Source organism: Betaproteobacteria bacterium, from assembly GCA_016713305.1.
In the GTDB taxonomy this organism is placed as follows: domain Bacteria; phylum Pseudomonadota; class Gammaproteobacteria; order Burkholderiales.
Genome location: JADJPK010000004.1, coordinates 371,735 through 391,273 on the forward strand (window position 1 = coordinate 371,735; position 19,539 = coordinate 391,273).

The window sequence follows — 19,539 nt, forward strand, 5'->3', positions numbered from 1 at the left end:
TCAGACACTCGCTCGTGCGGCTTGGGTCAGGCGTTCCAGACGCACCTCCGAATCGAGCCCCCCCAGGCCTGCCGTCAAGGGATGCCCTGCAGGGATCCTCACGCATCCGTCGGGAATCCGATCATCGATATGGGCGAACAGCAGTGTGGATGCCTCGCCTTGCGACGCGCGGACCTGGTCGCCTCCGGTCACCTGAAGAGCCGCGGCAGTGCGAGCGTTCATGGAGGCCCGCGGCGGCTCGGCATCCGCAGTCTTCTGCAATGGCGGCGAGCGGCGCACGAGCGGGTCGGCAAAGTGGATCGGCACGTCACCGATGCGCTGCAATCCGGGGCGCGGGGACGGGATCGGCCCCATCGGCTCGGACATGCGCAGATCATTGTTCATGGCAGCGGCCATGTCGGGCAGCGCTCCCAGTGCATCGGATCGCACGTCTTCAGCAGAGCCCTGGTCGAAACCGGAAAGCTCGAACATGTTCCCCAGCACGCGCAGGATCTTCCACGCCGGACGTGCGTCGCCGAGAGGCTGAACCACCCCGCGGAAGGACTGAACCCGCCCTTCGGTGTTCACGAACGTCCCCGCCGTCTCGGTGAACGGTGCCATCGGGAGCAGCACATGGGCGTACTCGACCGCACGATGCTGGTAGGGCGACAACGCGACCACGAACTCGGCGCCGTGCAACGCGCGCAGAGCCGCGGCACCATCCGCCATGTCCAGTTCGGGTTCGCAACCGAGCAGCACGTATGCGCGTCGGGCAGACGTCATCATTGCCGCGGCGTTCAATCCACCCTTCCGAGGCAGCGCCTTCGCCAGATATCCGCCGACGCTGTTCGCCGCCTCGCCCAGAAAACCGCAGCGCCCCCCGGTGATGGCGGCGAGCGCCTGCACCATCCGCTCCAGCGACGCTGCGGCTGCATGGTGCTGCGCCTCGTTGCCAAGGAACACGGCAGCGGGCTGTTCCAGCATCCACTGGGCGATCTGGCGGGCCTGGGGGCCGGGCTTGGTAACGCTCAGAGCGCCGGACAGGTCCGCCGGGACCGCCGCGCCCTTGAGTTCCGCGGCTGCCGCGAGAATCTCACCCACCAGCACGGGTAGACCGGCCGGTGAGACGCGTGCCTGGTGCGAGAGAGGTATGAGCGGCTCGTCGAAGAAGGACCCGACCATCGACAACTGCAGGCCCTTCCGCGACGCCGTGCGCAAACGTACGGCGACAAGGGGATGGTCCTTCCGCAGGTTCGAACCGATCACCAGCACGCGTCGCGCGCTCGCGATCTCGGAGATGGGCATGCCCAGCCACGGCGCGCCCGCACGCCTTCCATCGAGAGAAAAATCCGACTGGCGCAGGCGGAAGTCCACGTGGTCACTGCCGATGCCGCGCATGAACTCGCCCGCCAGGTAGAGTTCTTCCAGTGTCGAATGGGGGCTCGCGAGAAGCCCCACCTGGTCGCCGCCGCCGTTCGCGAGCACCTTCTTCAGTCCCGCCACCGTGAATTCGAGAGCGGTCGTCCAGTCGGTTTCCTGCCACTTCCCGTCCCGGCGGATCATGGGACGCACGAGTCTGTCTTCGGAATTCAGTCCTTCGTACGAGAACCGGTCCTTGTCCGAAAGCCAGCACTCGTTGATTGCCTCGTTCTCCAGAGGCAGTGCACGCATGACACGGTTGCCCTTGACATGCACCACGAGATTCGAGCCCAGACCGCAATGCGGGCTCACTGTCCGGCGACGGGCAAGCTCCCAGGTACGCGCGGTGTACCGGAAGGGCTTGGACGTGAGCGCGCCAACGGGACACAGATCGATCATGTTGCCGGAGACTTCGGAATCGACGGTCCGGCCGACGAACGACAGGATCTCGGAGTGCTCACCGCGACCCGCCATGCCCAGTTCCATGACGCCGGCGATCTCCTGCCCGAAGCGGACGCAACGTGTGCAGTGAATGCAGCGCGCCATTTCCACGGCAGCGACGAGCGGCCCGATGTCCTTCGGCGGCACGACACGCTTGGCTTCGCCATACCGTGATTCGGATCCACCGTAACCGACGGCAAGATCCTGAAGCTGACACTCTCCGCCCTGATCGCAGATCGGGCAATCGAGAGGGTGATTGATGAGCAGGAATTCCATCACGCCGCGCTGGGCCTTCACGGCCGCTTCCGAGTGCGTGTGGACCTTCATGCCCTCAGTGACGGGCGTCGCACAGGCAGGCAGAGGCTTGGGCGCCTTTTCCACCTGCACCAGACACATCCGGCAATTGGCGGCGATGGAAAGCTTCTTGTGCCAGCAGAAGTGGGGCACGTAGATGCCGAGGCGGTTGGTCGCCTCCATCACCATCGAGCCTTCCGGAACCTGAACGGCCTGGCCGTCGACTTCCAGGTTGATCATCTTGGGCTCGCTCACAGGCCGCCCTCCGCTATGCCGCAACACTGTCGGCGACCGACGCCGCTCGTCTTGCTCGCATCCCCGGAGGGGCCCCTGCTCGGTGACTCCCGGCGTCCCTCCATCACCATCGAGCCTTCCGGAACCTGAACGGCCTGGCCGTCGACTTCCAGGTTGATCATCTTGGGCTCGCTCACAGGCCGCCCTCCGCCATGCCGCAACACGGCGCCGCTCGTCTTGCTCGCATCCCCGAGGGGCCCTGCTCGGTGACTCCGGCGTCCCTCCATCACCATCGAGCCTTCCGGAACCTGAACGGCCTGGCCGTCGACTTCCAGGTTGATCATCTTGGGCTCGCTCACAGGCCGCCCTCCGCCATGCCGCAACACTGTCGGCGACCGACGCCGCTCGTCTTGCTCGCATCCCCGGAGGGGCCCCTGCTCGGTGACTCCCGGCGTCCCTCCATCACCGTCGAGCCTTCCGGAACCTGAACGGCCTGGCCGTCGACTTCCAGGTTGATCATCTTGGGCTCGCTCACAGGCCGCCCTCCGCCTTGCCGCAACACTGTCGGCGACCGACGCCGCTCGTCTTGCTGCCGGAGGCCCCGCGGTGACTCCCGGCGTCCCTCCATCACCGTCGAGCCTTCCGGAACCTGAACGGCCTGGCCGTCGACTTCCAGGTTGATCATCTTGGGCTCGCTCACAGGCCGCCCTCCGCCATGCCGTTCTCGCTGCGGATCATCGCGCAGTCATTCCTCATGCCGCCTTCGCCAGTGCACCCACGAGACATGTCTTGTGGTCGATGTGGTACTGGAACTCGTCGCGGAAGTGCTTGATGAACGCGCGCACCGGCATCGCCGCAGCGTCGCCCAGCGCGCAGATCGTGCGACCCTGGATGTTGTCCGCCACCGAATTGAGCATGTCGAGGTCTTCGGGCCGCCCCAGTCCGTGCTCGATACGGTGAACCATGCGATACAGCCAACCGGTGCCTTCCCGGCAAGGGGTGCACTGGCCGCAGGATTCCTCGTGATAGAAGTACGACAGCCGCTCCAGGCACCGGACCATGCACCGCGTTTCATCCATGACGATCACGGCTCCCGAACCGAGCATGGATCCGGCTTTCGCGATGGAGTCGTAGTCCATGTCCGTTTCCATCATCACGGCGCCTGGGAGAACGGGCATCGACGAACCGCCGGGGATGCAGGCCTTGAGTCTCCGACCACCACGCATGCCGCCCGCCATTTCCAGCAGTTTCGCGAACGGAGTGCCCAGACGGACTTCATAGTTGCCCGGGCGCTCGACGTCGCCCGATACGGAGAAGATCTTCGTGCCGCCGTTGTTCGGCTTGCCAAGATTCAGGAAGGCTTCGCCCCCGTTGACGAGAATCCACGGCACGGCCGCGAACGTCTCGGTGTTGTTGATCGTCGTCGGCTTGCCGTACAGGCCGAAACTCGCGGGAAACGGCGGCTTGAACCTCGGTTGACCTTTCTTGCCTTCGAGGGATTCCAGAAGGGCCGTTTCCTCGCCGCAGATGTACGCGCCGTATCCGTGATGCGCGTGAAGCTGGAAACTGAAATCGGAACCGAGAATCCGGTCCCCGAGAAGTCCGGCCGCGCGGGCTTCCTCGAGGGCTTCCTCGAAGCGCTTGTAGACTTCCCAGATCTCGCCGTGGATGTAGTTGTAGCCCACGGTAATGCCCATGGCGTAGGCCGCAATCGCCATGCCCTCGATGACCGTATGCGGGTTGTACCGCAGGATGTCACGGTCCTTGAATGTGCCGGGCTCGCCTTCGTCGGAATTGCACACCAGGTACTTCTGCCCTTCGTAGCTGCGAGGCATGAAGCTCCACTTGAGCCCCGTCGGAAAGCCTGCGCCACCCCGCCCCGAAGACCCGATTTCTTCACTTCGTCGATAACGGCGGCAGCCGTCATCTTTCGCCGAGAATCTTTCGGAGCGCCTGATAACCGCCTCTCGCTTCGTAGTCCTTCAGCCGCCAGTTGTTGCCGTCCACATCCTTCATGATGACGGCGTCCGGGCCATAGCTGTCGGGCGGGAACGGGGGATGAGTAGTCTTCATTTCGCCAACTCGGCCAGCAACTCGTCGATCTTGGATGCGGTCATGCCCACCAGCATCTTGCGGTTGTTCTGCAGGATCACCGGCGCGTCTCCGCAAGCGCCGAAGCACTCTCCTTCCTTCAACGTGAACCTGCCGTCAGCGGTGGTGCCGTTGAAACCGATACCCAACCGCTTCTTCAGGTGCTCCGCGGCTTCGTTCGCTCCGGAAAGAGCGCAAGGAAGATTGGTGCACACGCACAGCTTGTGGGTCCCCACCGGGGAAAGGTCGTACATCGAATAGAAGGTCGCGACTTCATAGACCGCGATGGGCGGCATGCCGAGATGCTCTGCAACGGCATCCATGAGGGCATTCGTCAGATGACCATTCTCTTCCTGCACGATCGCCAGGGCGGACATCACGGCCGATTGCCGCTGGTCGGCCGGATACTTCGTCAGTTCGCGGTCTATCCGCGCGCGGGACGCCTCGGAAAGGCTGACTGCGGCATTCATCGATCGACCTCGCCGAAAACGATATCCATGGTGCCGATGATCGCGACGGCGTCCGCGATCATGTGGCCCTTCGCCATTTCGTCCATGGCGGAAAGATGTGCGAATCCCGGGGCGCGGATCTTGAGGCGATAAGGCTTGTTGGCGCCATCGGACACGAGATAGATGCCGAACTCCCCCTTCGGAGCCTCCACCGCCGCGTAGCATTCGCCTTCCGGGACGTGGATGCCTTCGGTGAAGAGCTTGAAGTGATGGATCAGCTCTTCCATGTTGGACTTCATGTCCACGCGGGCGGGCGGCGCGACCTTGTGGTTGTCGGTCATGACGGGCCCGGCATTGGCGCGGAGCCACTCCACACACTGCCGGATGATCCGGTTGGATTGGCGCATTTCCTCGATGCGGACCAGGTAACGGTCGTAGCAGTCGCCGTTGACCCCCACCGGGATGTCGAAGTCGACCCGATCGTAGACTTCATAGGGCTGCTTCTTGCGCAGATCCCAGGCGAAGCCGGATCCCCGGAGCATCGCGCCGGTGAAGCCCAATTGAAGGGCGCGCTCCGGCGACACCACGCCGATACCCACCGTTCTCTGTTTCCAGATGCGGTTGTCGGTGAGGAGGGTCTCGTACTCGTCGACCATCCGCGGGAAACGGCGAGTGAAATCCTCGATGAAATCGAGCATCGATCCCTGCCGGTTCTCGTTCAGCCTGCGGACATCATCGGCCGAGCGGAGAGGAGAAACCTCATATTGCGGCATGCGATCCGGGAGATCCCGGTACACGCCGCCGGGCCGGTAGTACGCCGCGTGAAGGCGGGCGCCGGACACGGCCTCGTAAAGGTCCATCAGATCTTCCCGCTCGCGGAAGCAGTAGAGGAAGACCGTCATGGCGCCGATGTCCAGGCCATGCGCTCCGAGCCACAGGAGATGATTGAGCAGCCGCGTGATCTCGTCGAACATCACGCGGATGTACTGCGCCCGGAGCGGAACCTCGATGCCCAGAAGCTTCTCGATGGCCATCACGTACGCGTGCTCGTTGCACATCATCGACACGTAGTCGAGGCGGTCCATGTACGGCACGCTCTGGATGAACATCTTCTGCTCGGCGAGCTTCTCCGTGCCGCGATGCAGAAGGCCGATGTGCGGATCCGCACGCTGAATCACTTCGCCGTCAAGTTCCAGCACGAGCCGCAGCACCCCATGCGCAGCCGGATGCTGGGGGCCAAAATTCATGGTGAAGTTGCGGATCTCAGCCATGGGCGGGCTCCGCGAACGAACCATGCATTTCGGTGAAGGCTAATGCCGGCAGCGCCGACGTTACGCCGGAGCCAAAATTCATGGTGAAGTTGCGGATCTCAGCCATGGGCGAACTCCGCGAACGACCCCCTCCCCAATCGTGGACGCGAACAGGGATCATCGTCCGGCACCCCCATAGTTGTCTTCGCGCACGACACGCGGAACGATCTCGCGAGCTTCGATGGAGACCGGCTGATAGATGACGCGCCGCTGCTCCGGGTCGTATCGCATCTCGACGAAACCCGAGACGGGGAAGTCCTTGCGAAACGGGTGGCCGATGAAGCCGTAGTCGGTAAGGATGCGCCGCAAATCGGGGTGCCCCGGAAAAACGATGCCGTAGAGGTCGAACGCTTCACGTTCGAACCAGTTGGCGCCTGACCAGACATCGACCACGGAGTCCACCGAGGGCAGTTCGTCGTCGGGTGCGAAGATCTTCACTCGCAATCGATGGTTCAGTTGAACGGACAGCAACTGGACGGTCACGGCATACCGGAGGCCATCCCAGCGGCCGTCGCCATAGGTGCGGTAGTCCATTCCGCACAGGTCGATCATCTGATCGAAACGCAGGCCGGCACTGTCGCGCAGCGTGCGCGCCGCGGCCTGCCATGCCTCCCCCCTGATGGTGACGATCACCTGATCACGGACGACTTCCGTCCTGACCAGAGAATCGGCAAGCGCGGATTCCAGGGCAGCGATGAGAGTGGGATTGTCGGTCACGCGTGCCAGCCTATCTTGCGATGGTGTTGTTGCGGCGGATCTTGTTCTGGAGTTGGATGATTCCGTAGAGCAGCGCCTCGGCCGTCGGCGGACAGCCGGGAACATAGACGTCCACCGGCACGATCCGGTCACATCCGCGCACGACCGAATAGGAGTAGTGGTAGTAGCCTCCACCGTTGGCACAGGATCCCATGGAGATCACCCAACGCGGCTCGGCCATCTGGTCGTAGACTTTCCGCAAGGCGGGCGCCATCTTGTTGCAGAGGGTTCCTGCGACGATCATGACATCGGACTGCCGGGGACTGGGTCGGAACACGATGCCGAACCGGTCGAGGTCATAGCGGGACGCGCCGGCCTGCATCATTTCCACGGCGCAGCAGGCCAGTCCGAAGGTCATCGGCCACAGAGAGCCCGTTCGCGTCCAGTTGATCAGTGTGTCGATGCTGGTCGTGACGAATCCCTTCTGAAGTTCGCCTTCAACGCCCATACCCGCTCCTTTGGCCCCTGATTTCCGCGACTGCCCTTGCCCCGGGTCCAGCTGCGGCAGGCACGCTCGCCATCATTCCCATTCGAGCGCGCCCTTCTTCCATTCGTAGACGAACCCGACCACGAGGATGGCCAGGAACACGACCATCGCCACGAAACCGAACATGCCGATCTCGTTCAGGACGATGGCCCAGGGAAAGAGGAAGGCAATCTCGAGATCGAACAGGATGAAGAGAATCGCAACCAGGTAGTAGCGGACATCGAACTTCATCCGCGCGTCCTCGAATGCCTCGAAACCGCATTCGTAGGGAGACAGCTTCTCTGAATCCGGGCGATTGTGACCCAGCAGGCGGGACAGGCCCCCTCCAGCGGCGATCGCGACCGATCCCACCAGGAGACCCACGACAATGAACAGCAGAATCGGAAAATAGTTTTCCAGCATCTCTCAAGGACCGCTCAATGGGCGACGTCCCCAAGTCGGCGGGGCCAACTCGCCGACAACGGGCGCCGCACCCCTCCACGCACGGATCGCGCAGAGAAGGCACTCCCTCCGCGTCGTCCCTGCATTGTGCACTCGATGGTGCCGATGGTGAGACTCGAACTCACACGGCTCTCGCCACTGCCCCCTCAAGACAGCGTGTCTACCAATTTCACCACATCGGCATTCCAGACCCCTCCCTGTATTCCGGGAGAATACCGCGGTCCGTTACTTCGGTATTTCTTTCGCCTTCGAATCGTCCGATCCTGCGGGTGCCGCCGGAGCGTCGGTGGGAACCGCTGGCGCGTTCTTCTGTTCCACGGCAGGATGATCGATCACTACGCCCTTGTTCTCCGACCGGCCCGTCGACAGATAGGTGAGCGCAAGACTCGTGATGAAGAACACGGCGGTGAGACCGGCCGTCACGCGGCTCAGGAAGTTCGCGGAACCGCTTGCTCCGAAGAGGCTGCCCGCCGAACCACTGCCGAACGCGGCCCCCATGTCGGCGCCCTTCCCGTGCTGAAGCAACACCAGGCCGATGATGCCTGCCGCCACGAGCACGTGAATGATCAGAATCAATGTTTGCATCTTCTCACGCAGACGGCACGAATGCCGCCTTGCAAATCTCCAGAAAATCGGCCGCCACCAGTGACGCCCCGCCCACAAGCCCTCCATCCACATCGGGTTCGGAGAACAGTGCCCCGGCGTTCGAGCCTTTCACACTGCCTCCGTAGAGGATCAGCACACCTTCCGCGCACCCGGCATCCTTGCCAGCCACGCGACGGCGAATGAAGCTGTGGACCTCTTGCGCCTGGGCCGGCGTCGCCGTCTTGCCGGTACCTATTGCCCAGACCGGCTCGTAGGCCAGGATCGATTTCCCGACCACCTCCATGCCCGCCGTCGAAAGCACTGCGTCCAGCTGCTCGCCGATCACCGACTGAGTCCTGCCCGATTCACGTTCCTGCAGGGTTTCGCCCACACAGACGATGGGCGTAAGCCCCGCCTTCACCGCCGCTACCGCCTTGCGCGCAACGAGTTCACTCGTTTCACCATGCATCGCACGACGCTCGGAGTGCCCGACCACCACGAACCGGCAGCCAAACTCCAGGAGCATCGACCCTGAAACCTCGCCGGTGTAGGCCCCCGATTCATGGACACTCACGTCCTGCGCACCCCAACTTACAGTCGAGCCGCGCAGCAGATCGGCGCACTGTCCCAGGTAGGGAAAGGGAGCGAGAACGGCCACACCACCCCGTGGAATCCCCGGCGCTGCGGCAAGAGCACTCAGCAGCGCTTCGTTCGCCGCGAGGCTCCCGTTCATCTTCCAGTTTCCGGCGACGAACTTGGACCGCATGACCGTGTGGACTGCCCCTGTAAATCCTTGAGAGTGTACTCGTCGCCCCGCGCCTGGGTCAACGGTGGTGCAGTGCAAAAGGGAAGGTTCGGGCCGCCCACCAACACGGTACTCGCGTCGGGTCATTCGTCCCGACGGCCGGATGACCTCCGGCCGACGACAACAGCCGGATCAGCCGAAACGACCCGTGATGTAGTCCTCGGTCGCCTTGTTCTTGGGCTTGATGAAGATCGTGTCCGTCGCGTCGAACTCGATCATTTCGCCGAGATACATGTAGGCAGTGAAGTCGGAGACCCGCGCCGCCTGCTGCATGTTGTGCGTGACGATGAGGATCGTGACCTTGTCCTTCAGATCGGCGATCAGTTCCTCGATGCTTGCCGTGGCAATGGGATCCAGAGCCGAAGTCGGCTCGTCGAACAGCAGGATTTCCGGCTCGGTGGCGAGCGCCCGGGCGATGCACAGCCGCTGCTGCTGTCCGCCGGAAAGATTGAAGGCAAGATCGTTCAGGCGATCCTTCACCTCGTCCCACAGGGCCGCCCCGCGAAGCGCCTGTTCCACTTTCTCGTCGAGCACCGCCATCCCGCGGACGCCCCGCACGCGCAGACCGTAGGCGACGTTCTCGAAGATCGACTTGGGAAAAGGGTTGGGCTTCTGGAACACCATGCTGATCCGCATCCGGACCTCGATCGGATCCACTTGCGGATGCAGGAGGTTCGTGTCGTCCGGAAAGAAGCGGATCTCCCCTTCGTAACGATTTCCAGGATACAGATCGTGCATGCGGTTGAAACACCGCAGATACGTCGACTTTCCGCAACCCGAGGGTCCGATCAATGCCGTGACCTTGCGCTCGTAGATCGGCATGTTGATGGATTTCAGGGCGTGAAAGCTGCTGTAGTGGAAGCTGAGATTTCTGGCCTCGGCTTTCACCTTGAGGTCCGCAAGGGCGACGGCCCCTTCCGTGATCTTTGACATGGTTTCAGTTCACCACTTGATGTTCTTGCGAAGACGATAGCGGATGAAGATGGCCAGCGCGTTCATGGAAAGAGTCATCACCACCAGCACGAGCCCTGCGGCTGCGGCGTTCTGGTGGAAGGCCGCCTCGGGCCGGGACGTCCAGTTGAACATCTGGATGGGCATGACCGTGAAGGGCGACATGAGCCATTCGAACGAAAGAAACGGGAACGATGCCGTCACGGGCGCGGCCGGGAGAAACGCGATGAACGTCAGCGCGCCGATGGTGATGATCGGGGCGGTTTCGCCGATGGCTCGCGCCATGCCGATGATCACGCCCGTCAGAATGCCGGGCGCCGAATATCGAATGATGTGGTCCGACGTCGTCTGCCACTTGGTGGCCCCCAGAGCGTAGGCACCTTCCCGAATGGACCCCGGAATGGCCCGGATCGCTTCGCGCGTGGCCACGATCACGACCGGAAGAATGAGCAATGCAAGGGTGAGTCCGGCGGAGAGAATGCTCTGTCCGAATCCGAACTTGTACACAAACAATCCGAGCGCCAGCAACCCGTACACGATGGACGGGACTCCCGCCAGATTGGTCACGTTGATTTCGATGACATCCGTGATCCAGTTCTTGGGCGCGTATTCCTCGAGATAGACGGCAGCCCCGACGCCCAGCGGAATCGCCGCACATGCAGTCACCACCATGACGAGCGTGGTCCCCACCCACGCGGAGAGAATCCCGGCATTCTCTGGCCGTCGCGAAGGGAAGTGGGTGAAGAATTCGGGATTCAGGCGCGCCGAACCGTCGTAGACCATGCCCGCGAACAGCGTGAGGAAAGTGAGGATTCCCACCATCAGGGCCATCAGGCCGCACAGCGCAAAGATGAGGTCCCACCGCTTGTGTCTGGCGATGAGTACGCGAATCTCGTCGACGTTCTGCTTGAGCATTTCAGTAGGCCTGCCGGAACTTTCGCCGGAGCAGATGCCCCAGGACGTTGAACGCGAGCGTGAGCAGCATCAGTGTGAGACCGGCAGCGAAGATCGTCTGGTAGCCGATGGATCCGTGCGGCAGATCCCCAGGGCGACCTGCACGATGTACGCGGTGATCGTCGCGGCCGGCTCCAGAGGGTTCCACGTGAGATTGGGCTGCATCCCCGCAGCCACGGCCAGGATCATCGTCTCTCCCACCGCGCGGGAAATCCCCAGAATGTAGGCGGCGGCGATCCCCGAGAATGCTGCTGGCGTCACAACGCGGATGGCGGTCTGGAACCTTGTGGCGCCCATGGCGTACGAACCCTCCCGCATGCTCATCGGGACCGACCGCATGGCATCCTCGCTCACCGAACTTACATAGGGAATGATCATGATGCCCATCACGAGTCCTGCCGACAGCAGGTTGAAGCCGGGCAGTTCCGGCATGAAGAACTGGAGGGCGGGCGTCACATACAACAGTGCGAAATAGCCGTATACGACAGTGGGCACGCCTCCCAGCAGCTCGAGGAACGGCTTGGCCACCTCGCGCAACGTGAATGGAGCGAATTCGGAAAGGTAGATCGCGATGATGGTCCCGAGAGGAATGGCAACAGCCAGCGCCACCATCGAACTGACCAGCGTGCCGGACAGCAGCACCATGATTCCGTAGTGTGCGTCATCGAACAGCGGGGTCCACTGGGTATCGGTCAGGAAATCCCACAGCGGTACGTGCAGGAAGAACTGAAGCGACTCGCTCACGAGCACCCAGACGATCCCCCCCGTGACGAACACCGAGAACAGCGCGGCGAGCAGCAGCACGGTCTCGATGATCTTTTCCTTCACGTGACGCGTTGCGCGCTTTTGCAGGCGGTTGCTGACCGTGTGCACGATCGGCAGCGACTCCGGCTGAAGTACGGTGCTCAAGATGCTGGGCCTCTGTTGCTGGGCAGGGTCATGTCTTCATGCTGCCGGTACCGCCGGGTCCGGCCGGAACGAAATTCGCCGGAGAGGCGCGGACGCACCCCTCCGGCGATCTACAGTTTATAGCGCAATCCTTACAGCTTCGCTTCCAGCTTCATCAACTCCTCGATCGTCAGACCGACCTTGTTCTCGCCGCCGAACTTGGTGCCCAGTACCTTCTTTTCCACGGCTTCCATGTTGTGGGCGTATGCCTTCTGAGGCAGGGGAACGTAGCGAACCTCCTTGATCAGATCTTCGGAGTTCTTCATGTAGAACTGGATGAATTCCTTGATCTCGGTTCGATCGAGCGATTTCACGTTGACGTAGATGAAGATCGGACGGGCAAGAGGCTGATACGTCCCGTCGACCACGGTCTCCATGGAGGGACCGACCGGCTTCCCCGTCTTGGGATTGATGATCGGGAGCGCCTTCAGCTTGTCCTTGTTTTCCGCGTAGTACGCGTAACCGAAGTACCCCAGGCCGTTGACATCCCTGGCAACCCCTTGCACCAGGACGTTGTCGTCCTCGGCGGCGGTGAAGTCACCGCGGCTGGACTTCGACTTTCCGTTGACTGCCTCGGTGAAGTAATCGAAGGTGCCGGAATCGGCCCCGGGCCCGAAGAGCTTCATCGGCTCATCCGGCCATGCCGGATTGATCTGCTTCCACTTTGTGACCTTTCCCTGGGCAGCAGGCTCCCACATCTTCTTCAATTCGGCGACCGTGATGGACTTGAGCCAGTTGTTCTTGGGATTGATCACCACCGTCAAGGCATCGTAGGCGACGGGCAGTTCGATGTACTGCACACCCGTCTTCTTGCACTCTTCCATTTCGCGCGCGAGGATGGGCCTGGAGGCGTCGGAAATATCGGTCTCGCCGCGGCAGAATTTCTTGAACCCGCCGCCCGTACCGGAGATACCGACGGTCACGCGGACCTTGCCGCGCTTGGATGCCTGGAACTCCTCGGCGACAGCTTCGGTGATGGGAAAAACGGTGGACGAACCGTCGACCTTGATGACCTCCTGAGCAGTTGCCACAGAAGGGGTCGATGCCATGGCGGCCAGGAAGGCCGTGGCGAGGATGGAACGAACCAGGGGTTGTGCTTGCATCTCGAAATCTCCCGCGAATAAGCGCAGTGGCTTTGCAAAGGGAGTTTATTTCGAGATTGTGACACTTTAATTGCACGCGAGGCTCGGAAGTGCGTCTCCGGGCCTCGCATTCGTCGCCCGCAGCCCCGAACGGGCCTGGGGCTCCGGGTCAAGCGGCGGCGGGAAGTGCCTTGATGACGTCCGCGATCTGTCCCGCGAGGAGCGATACCTCCTTTTCGTCCTCTCCTTCCACCATGACACGGAGTACGGGTTCCGTTCCCGAAGGGCGAAGCAGGACGCGCCCTCGCCGATCGAGCCGCCGCTCAGCGCCCTGAACCGCGGCAACGATATCGCTGTTGGAACGGAAATCGAAACCGCGCCGGACAGGCACGTTGATGAGTCTCTGGGGCATCAGCCGGACGTCGGCGCAGGCCTCGGCGAGCGCTTCCCCGCTCGACGCCAGCGCGTCGAGCACCTGCAGTCCTGAAATGAGGCCATCTCCAGTGGTGTGCTTGTCCAGACAGACAATATGCCCAGACCCTTCCCCGCCCAGCATCCAGCCCTTGTTCATGAGCATTTCCAGGACATATCGATCACCGACGGCGGACCGCGCAAAAGGAATTTCAAGCCGCTCGAGCGCCTTCTCCATGCCGAAATTGGTCATGACCGTTCCCACGACACCGCCGGACATGATTCCGGCGCGCTTCCGATGCCGTGCGATGACGTACAGCAGCTGATCGCCATCGTAGATGCGGCCCGCACCATCCACCATGATGAGCCGGTCGCCATCTCCATCCAGGGCAAGACCCAGGTGTGCCCCGGCCCGCCTGACCTCTTCGGCGATGAACCCGGGATGCGTCGCTCCGCAACCTTCGTTGATGTTCAGTCCATCCGGATGATTTCCGATCTCGATGACCTCGGCGCCCAGTTCGTGGAGCACCGGTCCCGCGACGTGGTACCCCGCACCATTGGCCGAGTCGACGACGACACGGAGCCCTCGCAGATCGCGCTCGTTGGGGAACGTGCTCTTGCAGAACTCGATGTATCTGCCATCCGCCTCGACGACCCGCCTTGCCTTGCCCAGTTCTGCCGAAGGCCGGCACTCGATCGGAGCTTCCAGGCGTTCCTCGATCCGCCGCTCCACTTCATCAGGAAGTTTGTGGCCGTTCGCACCGAAGAACTTGATGCCATTGTCGTCGTAGGGGTTATGGGAAGCGCTGATCACGACGCCGGCGGAGAGCCGCAAGGCACGCGTGAGATAGGCAATCGCCGGAGTAGGCATTGGCCCGGCCAGCCATACGTCGACGCCTGCCGCCGCGAGGCCCGCCTGGAGAGCGGATTCCAGAAGATAGCCGGAAATTCGGGTGTCCTTGCCGATCAGGACGGCTGCGTGCGTCCCTGGGGGCGCCTCCTTCGACAGCACGACTCCGGCTGCGAAACCCAGTCGCATCACCAGTTCCGGCGTGATCGGCGGCTCGCCGACACGTCCCCGAATTCCATCCGTGCCGAAGTACTTTCGCTTTGTCACTCTACCCCCTCGATTCAGTCTCGACCGCCCTGAGAATGGCCAGGGCGTCCCGCGTCGGTGCGACATCGTGCACCCGGACGATTTCCGCCCCGCGTTGCACCGCCAGCATCGCCGCCGCCACGCTCGCGAAAAGCCGGTCGTCCACAGCTCTCCCGGTGATCTGTCCGAGCGTCGACTTCCGCGACAGGCCTGCCATCACCGGCCAGCCCAGGTTGCGAAGATCCGACAGTCGCCGCCACAACGTCAGGTTGTGCTCCGCGGTCTTGCCGAATCCGAACCCCGGGTCAATCACGATCCGTTCCCGAGCTATGCCCATGGCTTCCGCCGCTTCGGCTCTCTGTTTCAGGAATCCGCCCACTTCCGCCACGACATCGTCGTAATGCGGAGCTTGCTGCATGCTCCGGGGCGTGCCGAGCATGTGCATCAGGCACACGGCGGCGCCGCTCCCGGCGACGGTCTCGAGCGCATCGGGCTCCCGAAGGGCTCTCACGTCATTGACCATGGCGACGCCCAGCGGCAGGACTTCGCGCATCACGTCGGGTTTGCTGGTGTCGACCGAGATGGGAAACCGGGGGGCGAGCAGTTCCACGACGGGCCGGAGCCGGCGCAGTTCCTCTTCCGGCCCGACAGCCTCCGCGCCTGGACGGGTGGATTCCCCGCCCACATCGATGATGTCCGCTCCCTCTTGCATCATCTGCCTGGCGCGATCCAGAGCCGATTCGGCCCCGAAGAACCGCCCGCCGTCGGAAAAGGAATCCGGAGTCACGTTCAGGATTCCCATGATGAGCGGACGGTCGAGCACGAAACGATAGGTCCCCGCATGGAGGACTCTGGGGGCACTGCGGGAAAGACTCATGGCAACAGGCCGCCTCCCCTGCGCTCAGCAGGCAGATGACGGGAGGGTGCTCCAAAAACAGACGGCAGGACGCGGTCCAACCGCGTTCCTGCCGTGATCCGGATCGTCTCGAACTCAGATTTCCTGAGCCGGAGTCGTCGTGGGTGCCGGGGTGGGCGTATTGTCCTGCGAAGGAGGCACCGACGGCGGGCTCGCCGGCTTTGGAGGCCGGGGCGGTTTGCCCGCCATGATGTCGTTCACCTGCTCGGCGTCCAGCGTTTCCCACTCGAGCAGAGCCTTGGTCATCGCCTCGACCTTGTCGCGGTTGTCCTCGATCAGCTTGCGCGCCACGGAGTACTGCTCGTCGATGATGCGCCGGATTTCACCGTCCACCTTCTGCATCGTCGCCTCGGACAGATTCTTGTGCGTCGTGATCGAACGGCCCAGGAACACCTCGCCTTCGTTCTCGCCATACACCATGGTTCCGAGGGCGTCGGACATTCCGTAGCGAGTCACCATTTCCCGTGCTGTACGCGTCGCATTCTCGAAATCGCTGCTTGCTCCGGTCGTCATCCGGTTCATGAAGACTTCCTCGGCGATCCGTCCGCCCAGCGCCATGGAGATGTTCTGCAGCATCTTTTCCCGGTCGATTCCGAGACTGTCGCGCTCGGGAAGCATCCATGCGAGCCCCAGAGCCCTGCCTCGGGGCACGATCGTGACCTTGTGCACGGGATCGACCCGGGGCAGCAGCTTGGCCACCACGGCGTGCCCCGACTCGTGATAGGCCGTCATCACCCGCTCTTCTTCCGAGATGACCATGGACTTGCGCTCGGCACCCATGAAGATCTTGTCCTTGGCGCGCTCGAAGTCGTCCATGTCCACCAAGCGCTTGTTTCCGCGGGCCGCGAACAACGCCGCTTCGTTGACCAGGTTCGCGAGGTCGGCGCCGGAGAACCCGGGAGTGCCGCGCGCCAGGATGTCCGCCCGGACATCGGGCGCCATGGGAACCTTGCGCATGTGCACCATGAGGATCTGCTCCCGGCCCCGAATGTCGGGCAGGGGAACGACCACCTGGCGGTCGAATCGTCCCGGGCGCAACAGGGCCGGGTCCAGCACATCGGGACGGTTGGTCGCGGCGATCACGATCACGCCCGAACTCGATTCGAAGCCGTCCATCTCGACCAGCAACTGGTTGAGGGTCTGCTCGCGCTCGTCGTTGCCTCCGCCAAGGCCGGCGCCACGCTGACGGCCCACCGCATCGATTTCGTCGATGAACACGATGCACGGCGAGTGCTTCTTGGCCTGCTCGAACATGTCACGCACTCGCGCCGCGCCCACGCCCACGAACATCTCGACGAAGTCCGATCCGGAAATCGAGAAGAACGGCACCTTGGCTTCGCCGGCGATCGCCCGCGCCAGCAGCGTCTTGCCGGTACCCGGTGAACCCACCATCAGCACACCACGGGGAATGCGGCCGCCCAGTTTCTGGAACTTGCCGGGATCACGCAGGAAATCGACGAGTTCCGAGACTTCTTCCTTCGCTTCTTCGCAACCGGCAACCTCGGCGAACGTCACCTGGTTGTTGCTCTCGTCGAGCATTCGCGCCCGGCTCTTCCCGAAGGAGAACGCGCCGCCGCGTCCGCCTCCCTGCATCTGTCGCATGAAGAAGATCCACACGCCTATCAACAGCAGCATGGGGAACCAGGACACGAAGATGTTCATGAGCAGGGATGGCTCTTCGTCCGGCTTCGCCTCGATGATGACCCCAGCCTTGAGGAGGTCGCTCACCATCCATGGATCGGAGGGTTGATAGGTCGTGAACCGACGGCCTTCCGTATTGACCCATTTCAGCACGCGACCCTCGATGGTCACCTTGGCCACGTGCCCGCGCTTCACCTCTTCGATGAATTGCGAGTACTCCATGGCCTGCTGCGGGTTCTGACGCTGGCTGAACTGGTTGAAGACGGTCATCAACACCAGGGCGATGACCAGCCAGATCGCCACGTTCTTGATGAGATTGTTCAAGTTCACTCCTTGATTACGGAAGGTCCGATTGATGAGCGAAGGAATCGCGGTGCGGTCCAGAACGGGCGATGGCAAGCAGCGAGGCACCGACGAAACCGGATATCCCATCGAGCCGGCCAACGCAGCCAGCGCCAGCTTCCAGCGCAAGCCGTGGGGCTTCCGTCGCGACCGCGTACATTGATCAGACCTTCCTCAAGGCCGCGAGGGGATTCCCGCAGCCTCACAGCACGATTGGTCCGATTCTAATCCGTTTTCGTTCCCCGCCCGGGCTGGGAAATCATCAAACTTCCCGCTCCGACGGCTCGGGGGCATCGTTCTGCACTGGATCGCGCGCGACAACATAGGTTTCACTGCTTCTCCCGCGGGAGGCCTCCGGCTTCCGGACGGCGACCTTCCGGAATCCGGCCCTGATCTCCCTCATGAGGGCATCGAAGCCCTCGCCATGGAAAACCTTCACCACCATGACGCCGTTTGACGACAGATGCGTCCTGGCAAAGTCCAGAGCCAGCTCCGCGAGGTACGCGCCACGGGCCTGGTCCACGCCCGCGATGCCACTCAAGTTGGGGGCCATGTCCGATAGCACAAGGTCGACCCGCCTGCCCTCGAGCAGCGATTCCATCTGCGCGAGCACACCGTCGTCGCCGAAATCTCCCCGGACGAACCGGACACCCGGCAAGGGCGCCATCTCCAACAGATCGACCGCGACGACGCGTCCCGTGGGTCCGACCCTGTCGGCAGCCACCTGGGACCACCCGCCCGGCGCCGCACCCAGATCCACGACCCAGGCGCCGGCCCGCAGGATCCTGTCCCTTTCGTCGATCTGCATCAGCTTGAAGGCCGCGCGCGACCGGTAGCCGTCGGACTTGGCCTTCCGGACCCACGCGTCCGTGACGTGTTCCCTCATCCAGGCCTTGCTCGTCTTGGTACGGCTCATGTTCCCCTGACCTCGAGTCGGCTCGGATCGCACGCAACGTTCCGTGCGATGCGACAATCCACGATTTCACGGAGTCTCCGACCATGCCCCTCACAGCCGCCCAGCGCAAGTCCCTCAAGGCCAGAGCCCATGCCCTGCAACCCGTCGTCCTGATCGGGGGTAACGGACTGACGGAGGCGGTACTTAAGGAAATCGACGCCTCGCTGAAGGCGCACGAACTCATCAAGGTTCACGTCGCGGGAGAAGACAAGCAAACCCGTGAACTCCTCCAGGCGGAAATCTGCGGCCAGGTCTCCGCGGAACCGGTCCAGGCGATCGGAAGGATGCTCGTCATCTACCGGGAGAAGCCGGCGTCGGGCACCCAGGGGTCGAAGGCGTCTTCGAGGCGGCGCACGCCGCGCCAGACCAAGCGCAGCTTCCAGGGGCACGAGTAGAGCCTGATAGCGCAAGTGTTGTCGCCTGGGGACGATCACATCGATGTACGGGGTGGTGATGCATTTCCGGCGGACGGAGGCCGCGGCTTCGGCGGCCGTTCACCGCCGGCTGGAAATGACCAGGAATACGGCCAGCAGGCTCTGGAACACATAAAGGAGGCTCGCCACGCCGTGCCAGGTGGCGAACCTGTCGCGGAAGACGCTCTCCATCACCTCTCTCGGCAAGGCCTGAGCCTTGAGTCCGGCAAGGATCGGCTGGATCCCGAACTGGCCGGCGACGACCAGAGCGGTCATGAGAACAACCACCCAGAAGAACGCCTGCTTCATCGCCTTGAGTCCCACGGTTCCCAGGCGGTGCACCAGGAGAAATGCCGCGCAGGCAAGCCCCACGAACGCCATCCCCGTGAACATGGTGCCGGCAAGATTGCCCGCGATCTGTCTGTCCGGCGCGGAATGAAAAAGCAGGGGGGCGACGAGATATCCGGTCACCCACATGCCCCCTGCCCACAGGGCGACGGCGATCTGGTCGAGGGCGGCGAAGATCCGGCTCACGAAGC

Annotated in this window: 20 protein-coding genes, 1 tRNA gene and 2 pseudogenes; 2 read left to right on the top strand and 21 right to left on the bottom strand. The window is 62.9% G+C overall.

The window, feature by feature from the left end; genetic code table 11:
* From IPK20_02375 to ftsH, 19 genes and pseudogenes are all read right to left on the bottom strand, one after another.
* A complete protein-coding gene (locus tag IPK20_02375) occupies positions 1–2,373 on the bottom strand; it encodes an NADH-quinone oxidoreductase subunit G (protein ID MBK8015654.1) in 2,373 nt (790 codons plus the stop codon).
* 11 nt (positions 2,374–2,384) lie between these two features.
* Complete coding sequence (locus IPK20_02380) at positions 2,385–2,726, bottom strand: hypothetical protein (GenBank protein ID MBK8015655.1); 342 nt, start codon at positions 2,724–2,726, stop codon at positions 2,385–2,387.
* Positions 2,723–3,067 (bottom strand): hypothetical protein, encoded by a 345-nt coding sequence (locus IPK20_02385; protein MBK8015656.1) that lies wholly within the window; start codon positions 3,065–3,067, stop codon positions 2,723–2,725. Before IPK20_02385 ends, IPK20_02380 begins: the two co-directional genes overlap by 4 nt.
* 52 nt (positions 3,068–3,119) lie before the next feature.
* Positions 3,120–4,440 (bottom strand): annotated as a pseudogene (gene nuoF, locus IPK20_02390) (NADH-quinone oxidoreductase subunit NuoF).
* Positions 4,437–4,928 (bottom strand): NADH-quinone oxidoreductase subunit NuoE, encoded by a 492-nt coding sequence (gene nuoE, locus IPK20_02395; GenBank protein ID MBK8015657.1) that lies wholly within the window; start codon positions 4,926–4,928, stop codon positions 4,437–4,439. The pseudogene nuoF and the gene nuoE overlap by 4 nt, the downstream one beginning before the upstream one ends.
* Complete coding sequence (locus IPK20_02400) at positions 4,925–6,178, bottom strand: NADH-quinone oxidoreductase subunit D (GenBank protein MBK8015658.1); 1,254 nt, start codon at positions 6,176–6,178, stop codon at positions 4,925–4,927. Before IPK20_02400 ends, nuoE begins: the two co-directional genes overlap by 4 nt.
* Before the next feature lie 156 nt (positions 6,179–6,334).
* A complete protein-coding gene (locus IPK20_02405; GenBank protein ID MBK8015659.1) occupies positions 6,335–6,934 on the bottom strand; it encodes an NADH-quinone oxidoreductase subunit C in 600 nt (199 codons plus the stop codon).
* Between the two features lie 10 nt (positions 6,935–6,944).
* Complete coding sequence (locus IPK20_02410) at positions 6,945–7,421, bottom strand: NADH-quinone oxidoreductase subunit B (protein ID MBK8015660.1); 477 nt, start codon at positions 7,419–7,421, stop codon at positions 6,945–6,947.
* A gap of 72 nt (positions 7,422–7,493) precedes the next feature.
* Positions 7,494–7,862 carry an NADH-quinone oxidoreductase subunit A gene (locus IPK20_02415; protein MBK8015661.1) on the bottom strand — a complete coding sequence of 123 codons (369 nt, stop codon included), beginning with the start codon at positions 7,860–7,862 and terminating at the stop codon, positions 7,494–7,496.
* Between the two features lie 136 nt (positions 7,863–7,998).
* Positions 7,999–8,083 (bottom strand) — tRNA-Leu (locus IPK20_02420).
* A gap of 43 nt (positions 8,084–8,126) precedes the next feature.
* Positions 8,127–8,486, bottom strand: a complete 360-nt coding sequence (gene secG, locus IPK20_02425; protein MBK8015662.1) for a preprotein translocase subunit SecG — start codon at positions 8,484–8,486, stop codon at positions 8,127–8,129.
* 4 nt (positions 8,487–8,490) lie between these two features.
* Positions 8,491–9,252, bottom strand: a complete 762-nt coding sequence (locus IPK20_02430; GenBank protein ID MBK8015663.1) for a triose-phosphate isomerase — start codon at positions 9,250–9,252, stop codon at positions 8,491–8,493.
* A 171-nt stretch (positions 9,253–9,423) separates the two neighbouring features.
* Positions 9,424–10,224, bottom strand: a complete 801-nt coding sequence (gene pstB, locus IPK20_02435) for a phosphate ABC transporter ATP-binding protein (protein ID MBK8015664.1) — start codon at positions 10,222–10,224, stop codon at positions 9,424–9,426.
* 9 nt (positions 10,225–10,233) lie between these two features.
* Positions 10,234–11,157 (bottom strand): phosphate ABC transporter permease PstA, encoded by a 924-nt coding sequence (gene pstA, locus IPK20_02440; protein ID MBK8015665.1) that lies wholly within the window; start codon positions 11,155–11,157, stop codon positions 10,234–10,236.
* A gap of 1 nt (position 11,158) precedes the next feature.
* Positions 11,159–12,078: pseudogene (gene pstC, locus IPK20_02445) on the bottom strand (phosphate ABC transporter permease subunit PstC).
* A 158-nt stretch (positions 12,079–12,236) separates the two neighbouring features.
* On the bottom strand, positions 12,237–13,247 hold the full coding sequence (locus IPK20_02450; protein MBK8015666.1) for a PstS family phosphate ABC transporter substrate-binding protein: 1,011 nt from the start codon (positions 13,245–13,247) through the stop codon (positions 12,237–12,239).
* Between the two features lie 148 nt (positions 13,248–13,395).
* Positions 13,396–14,820, bottom strand: a complete 1,425-nt coding sequence (glmM, locus tag IPK20_02455; protein MBK8015667.1) for a phosphoglucosamine mutase — start codon at positions 14,818–14,820, stop codon at positions 13,396–13,398.
* Positions 14,756–15,610: a dihydropteroate synthase gene (gene folP, locus IPK20_02460; protein ID MBK8015668.1), complete on the bottom strand. Its 855-nt coding sequence runs from the start codon at positions 15,608–15,610 to the stop codon at positions 14,756–14,758. The genes glmM and folP overlap by 65 nt, the downstream gene beginning before the upstream one ends.
* A 114-nt stretch (positions 15,611–15,724) precedes the next feature.
* Positions 15,725–17,620: an ATP-dependent zinc metalloprotease FtsH gene (gene ftsH / locus IPK20_02465; protein ID MBK8015669.1), complete on the bottom strand. Its 1,896-nt coding sequence runs from the start codon at positions 17,618–17,620 to the stop codon at positions 15,725–15,727.
* 25 nt (positions 17,621–17,645) lie between these two features.
* Between ftsH and IPK20_02470 the strand changes: the two genes are divergently transcribed.
* Positions 17,646–17,795, top strand: a complete 150-nt coding sequence (locus tag IPK20_02470; GenBank protein ID MBK8015670.1) for a hypothetical protein — start codon at positions 17,646–17,648, stop codon at positions 17,793–17,795.
* Between the two features lie 99 nt (positions 17,796–17,894).
* Here IPK20_02470 and IPK20_02475 read toward each other — a convergent pair whose 3' ends face one another.
* Positions 17,895–18,548 carry an RlmE family RNA methyltransferase gene (locus IPK20_02475; GenBank protein ID MBK8015671.1) on the bottom strand — a complete coding sequence of 218 codons (654 nt, stop codon included), beginning with the start codon at positions 18,546–18,548 and terminating at the stop codon, positions 17,895–17,897.
* An 83-nt stretch (positions 18,549–18,631) separates the two neighbouring features.
* On the opposite strand from IPK20_02475, the gene yhbY reads away from it, so the two are divergent.
* Positions 18,632–18,982 (top strand): ribosome assembly RNA-binding protein YhbY, encoded by a 351-nt coding sequence (gene yhbY / locus IPK20_02480; GenBank protein MBK8015672.1) that lies wholly within the window; start codon positions 18,632–18,634, stop codon positions 18,980–18,982.
* 99 nt (positions 18,983–19,081) lie between these two features.
* Here yhbY and IPK20_02485 read toward each other — a convergent pair whose 3' ends face one another.
* Positions 19,082–19,525, bottom strand: a complete 444-nt coding sequence (locus tag IPK20_02485; protein ID MBK8015673.1) for a DUF4149 domain-containing protein — start codon at positions 19,523–19,525, stop codon at positions 19,082–19,084.
* Positions 19,526–19,539 lie beyond the last annotated feature (14 nt).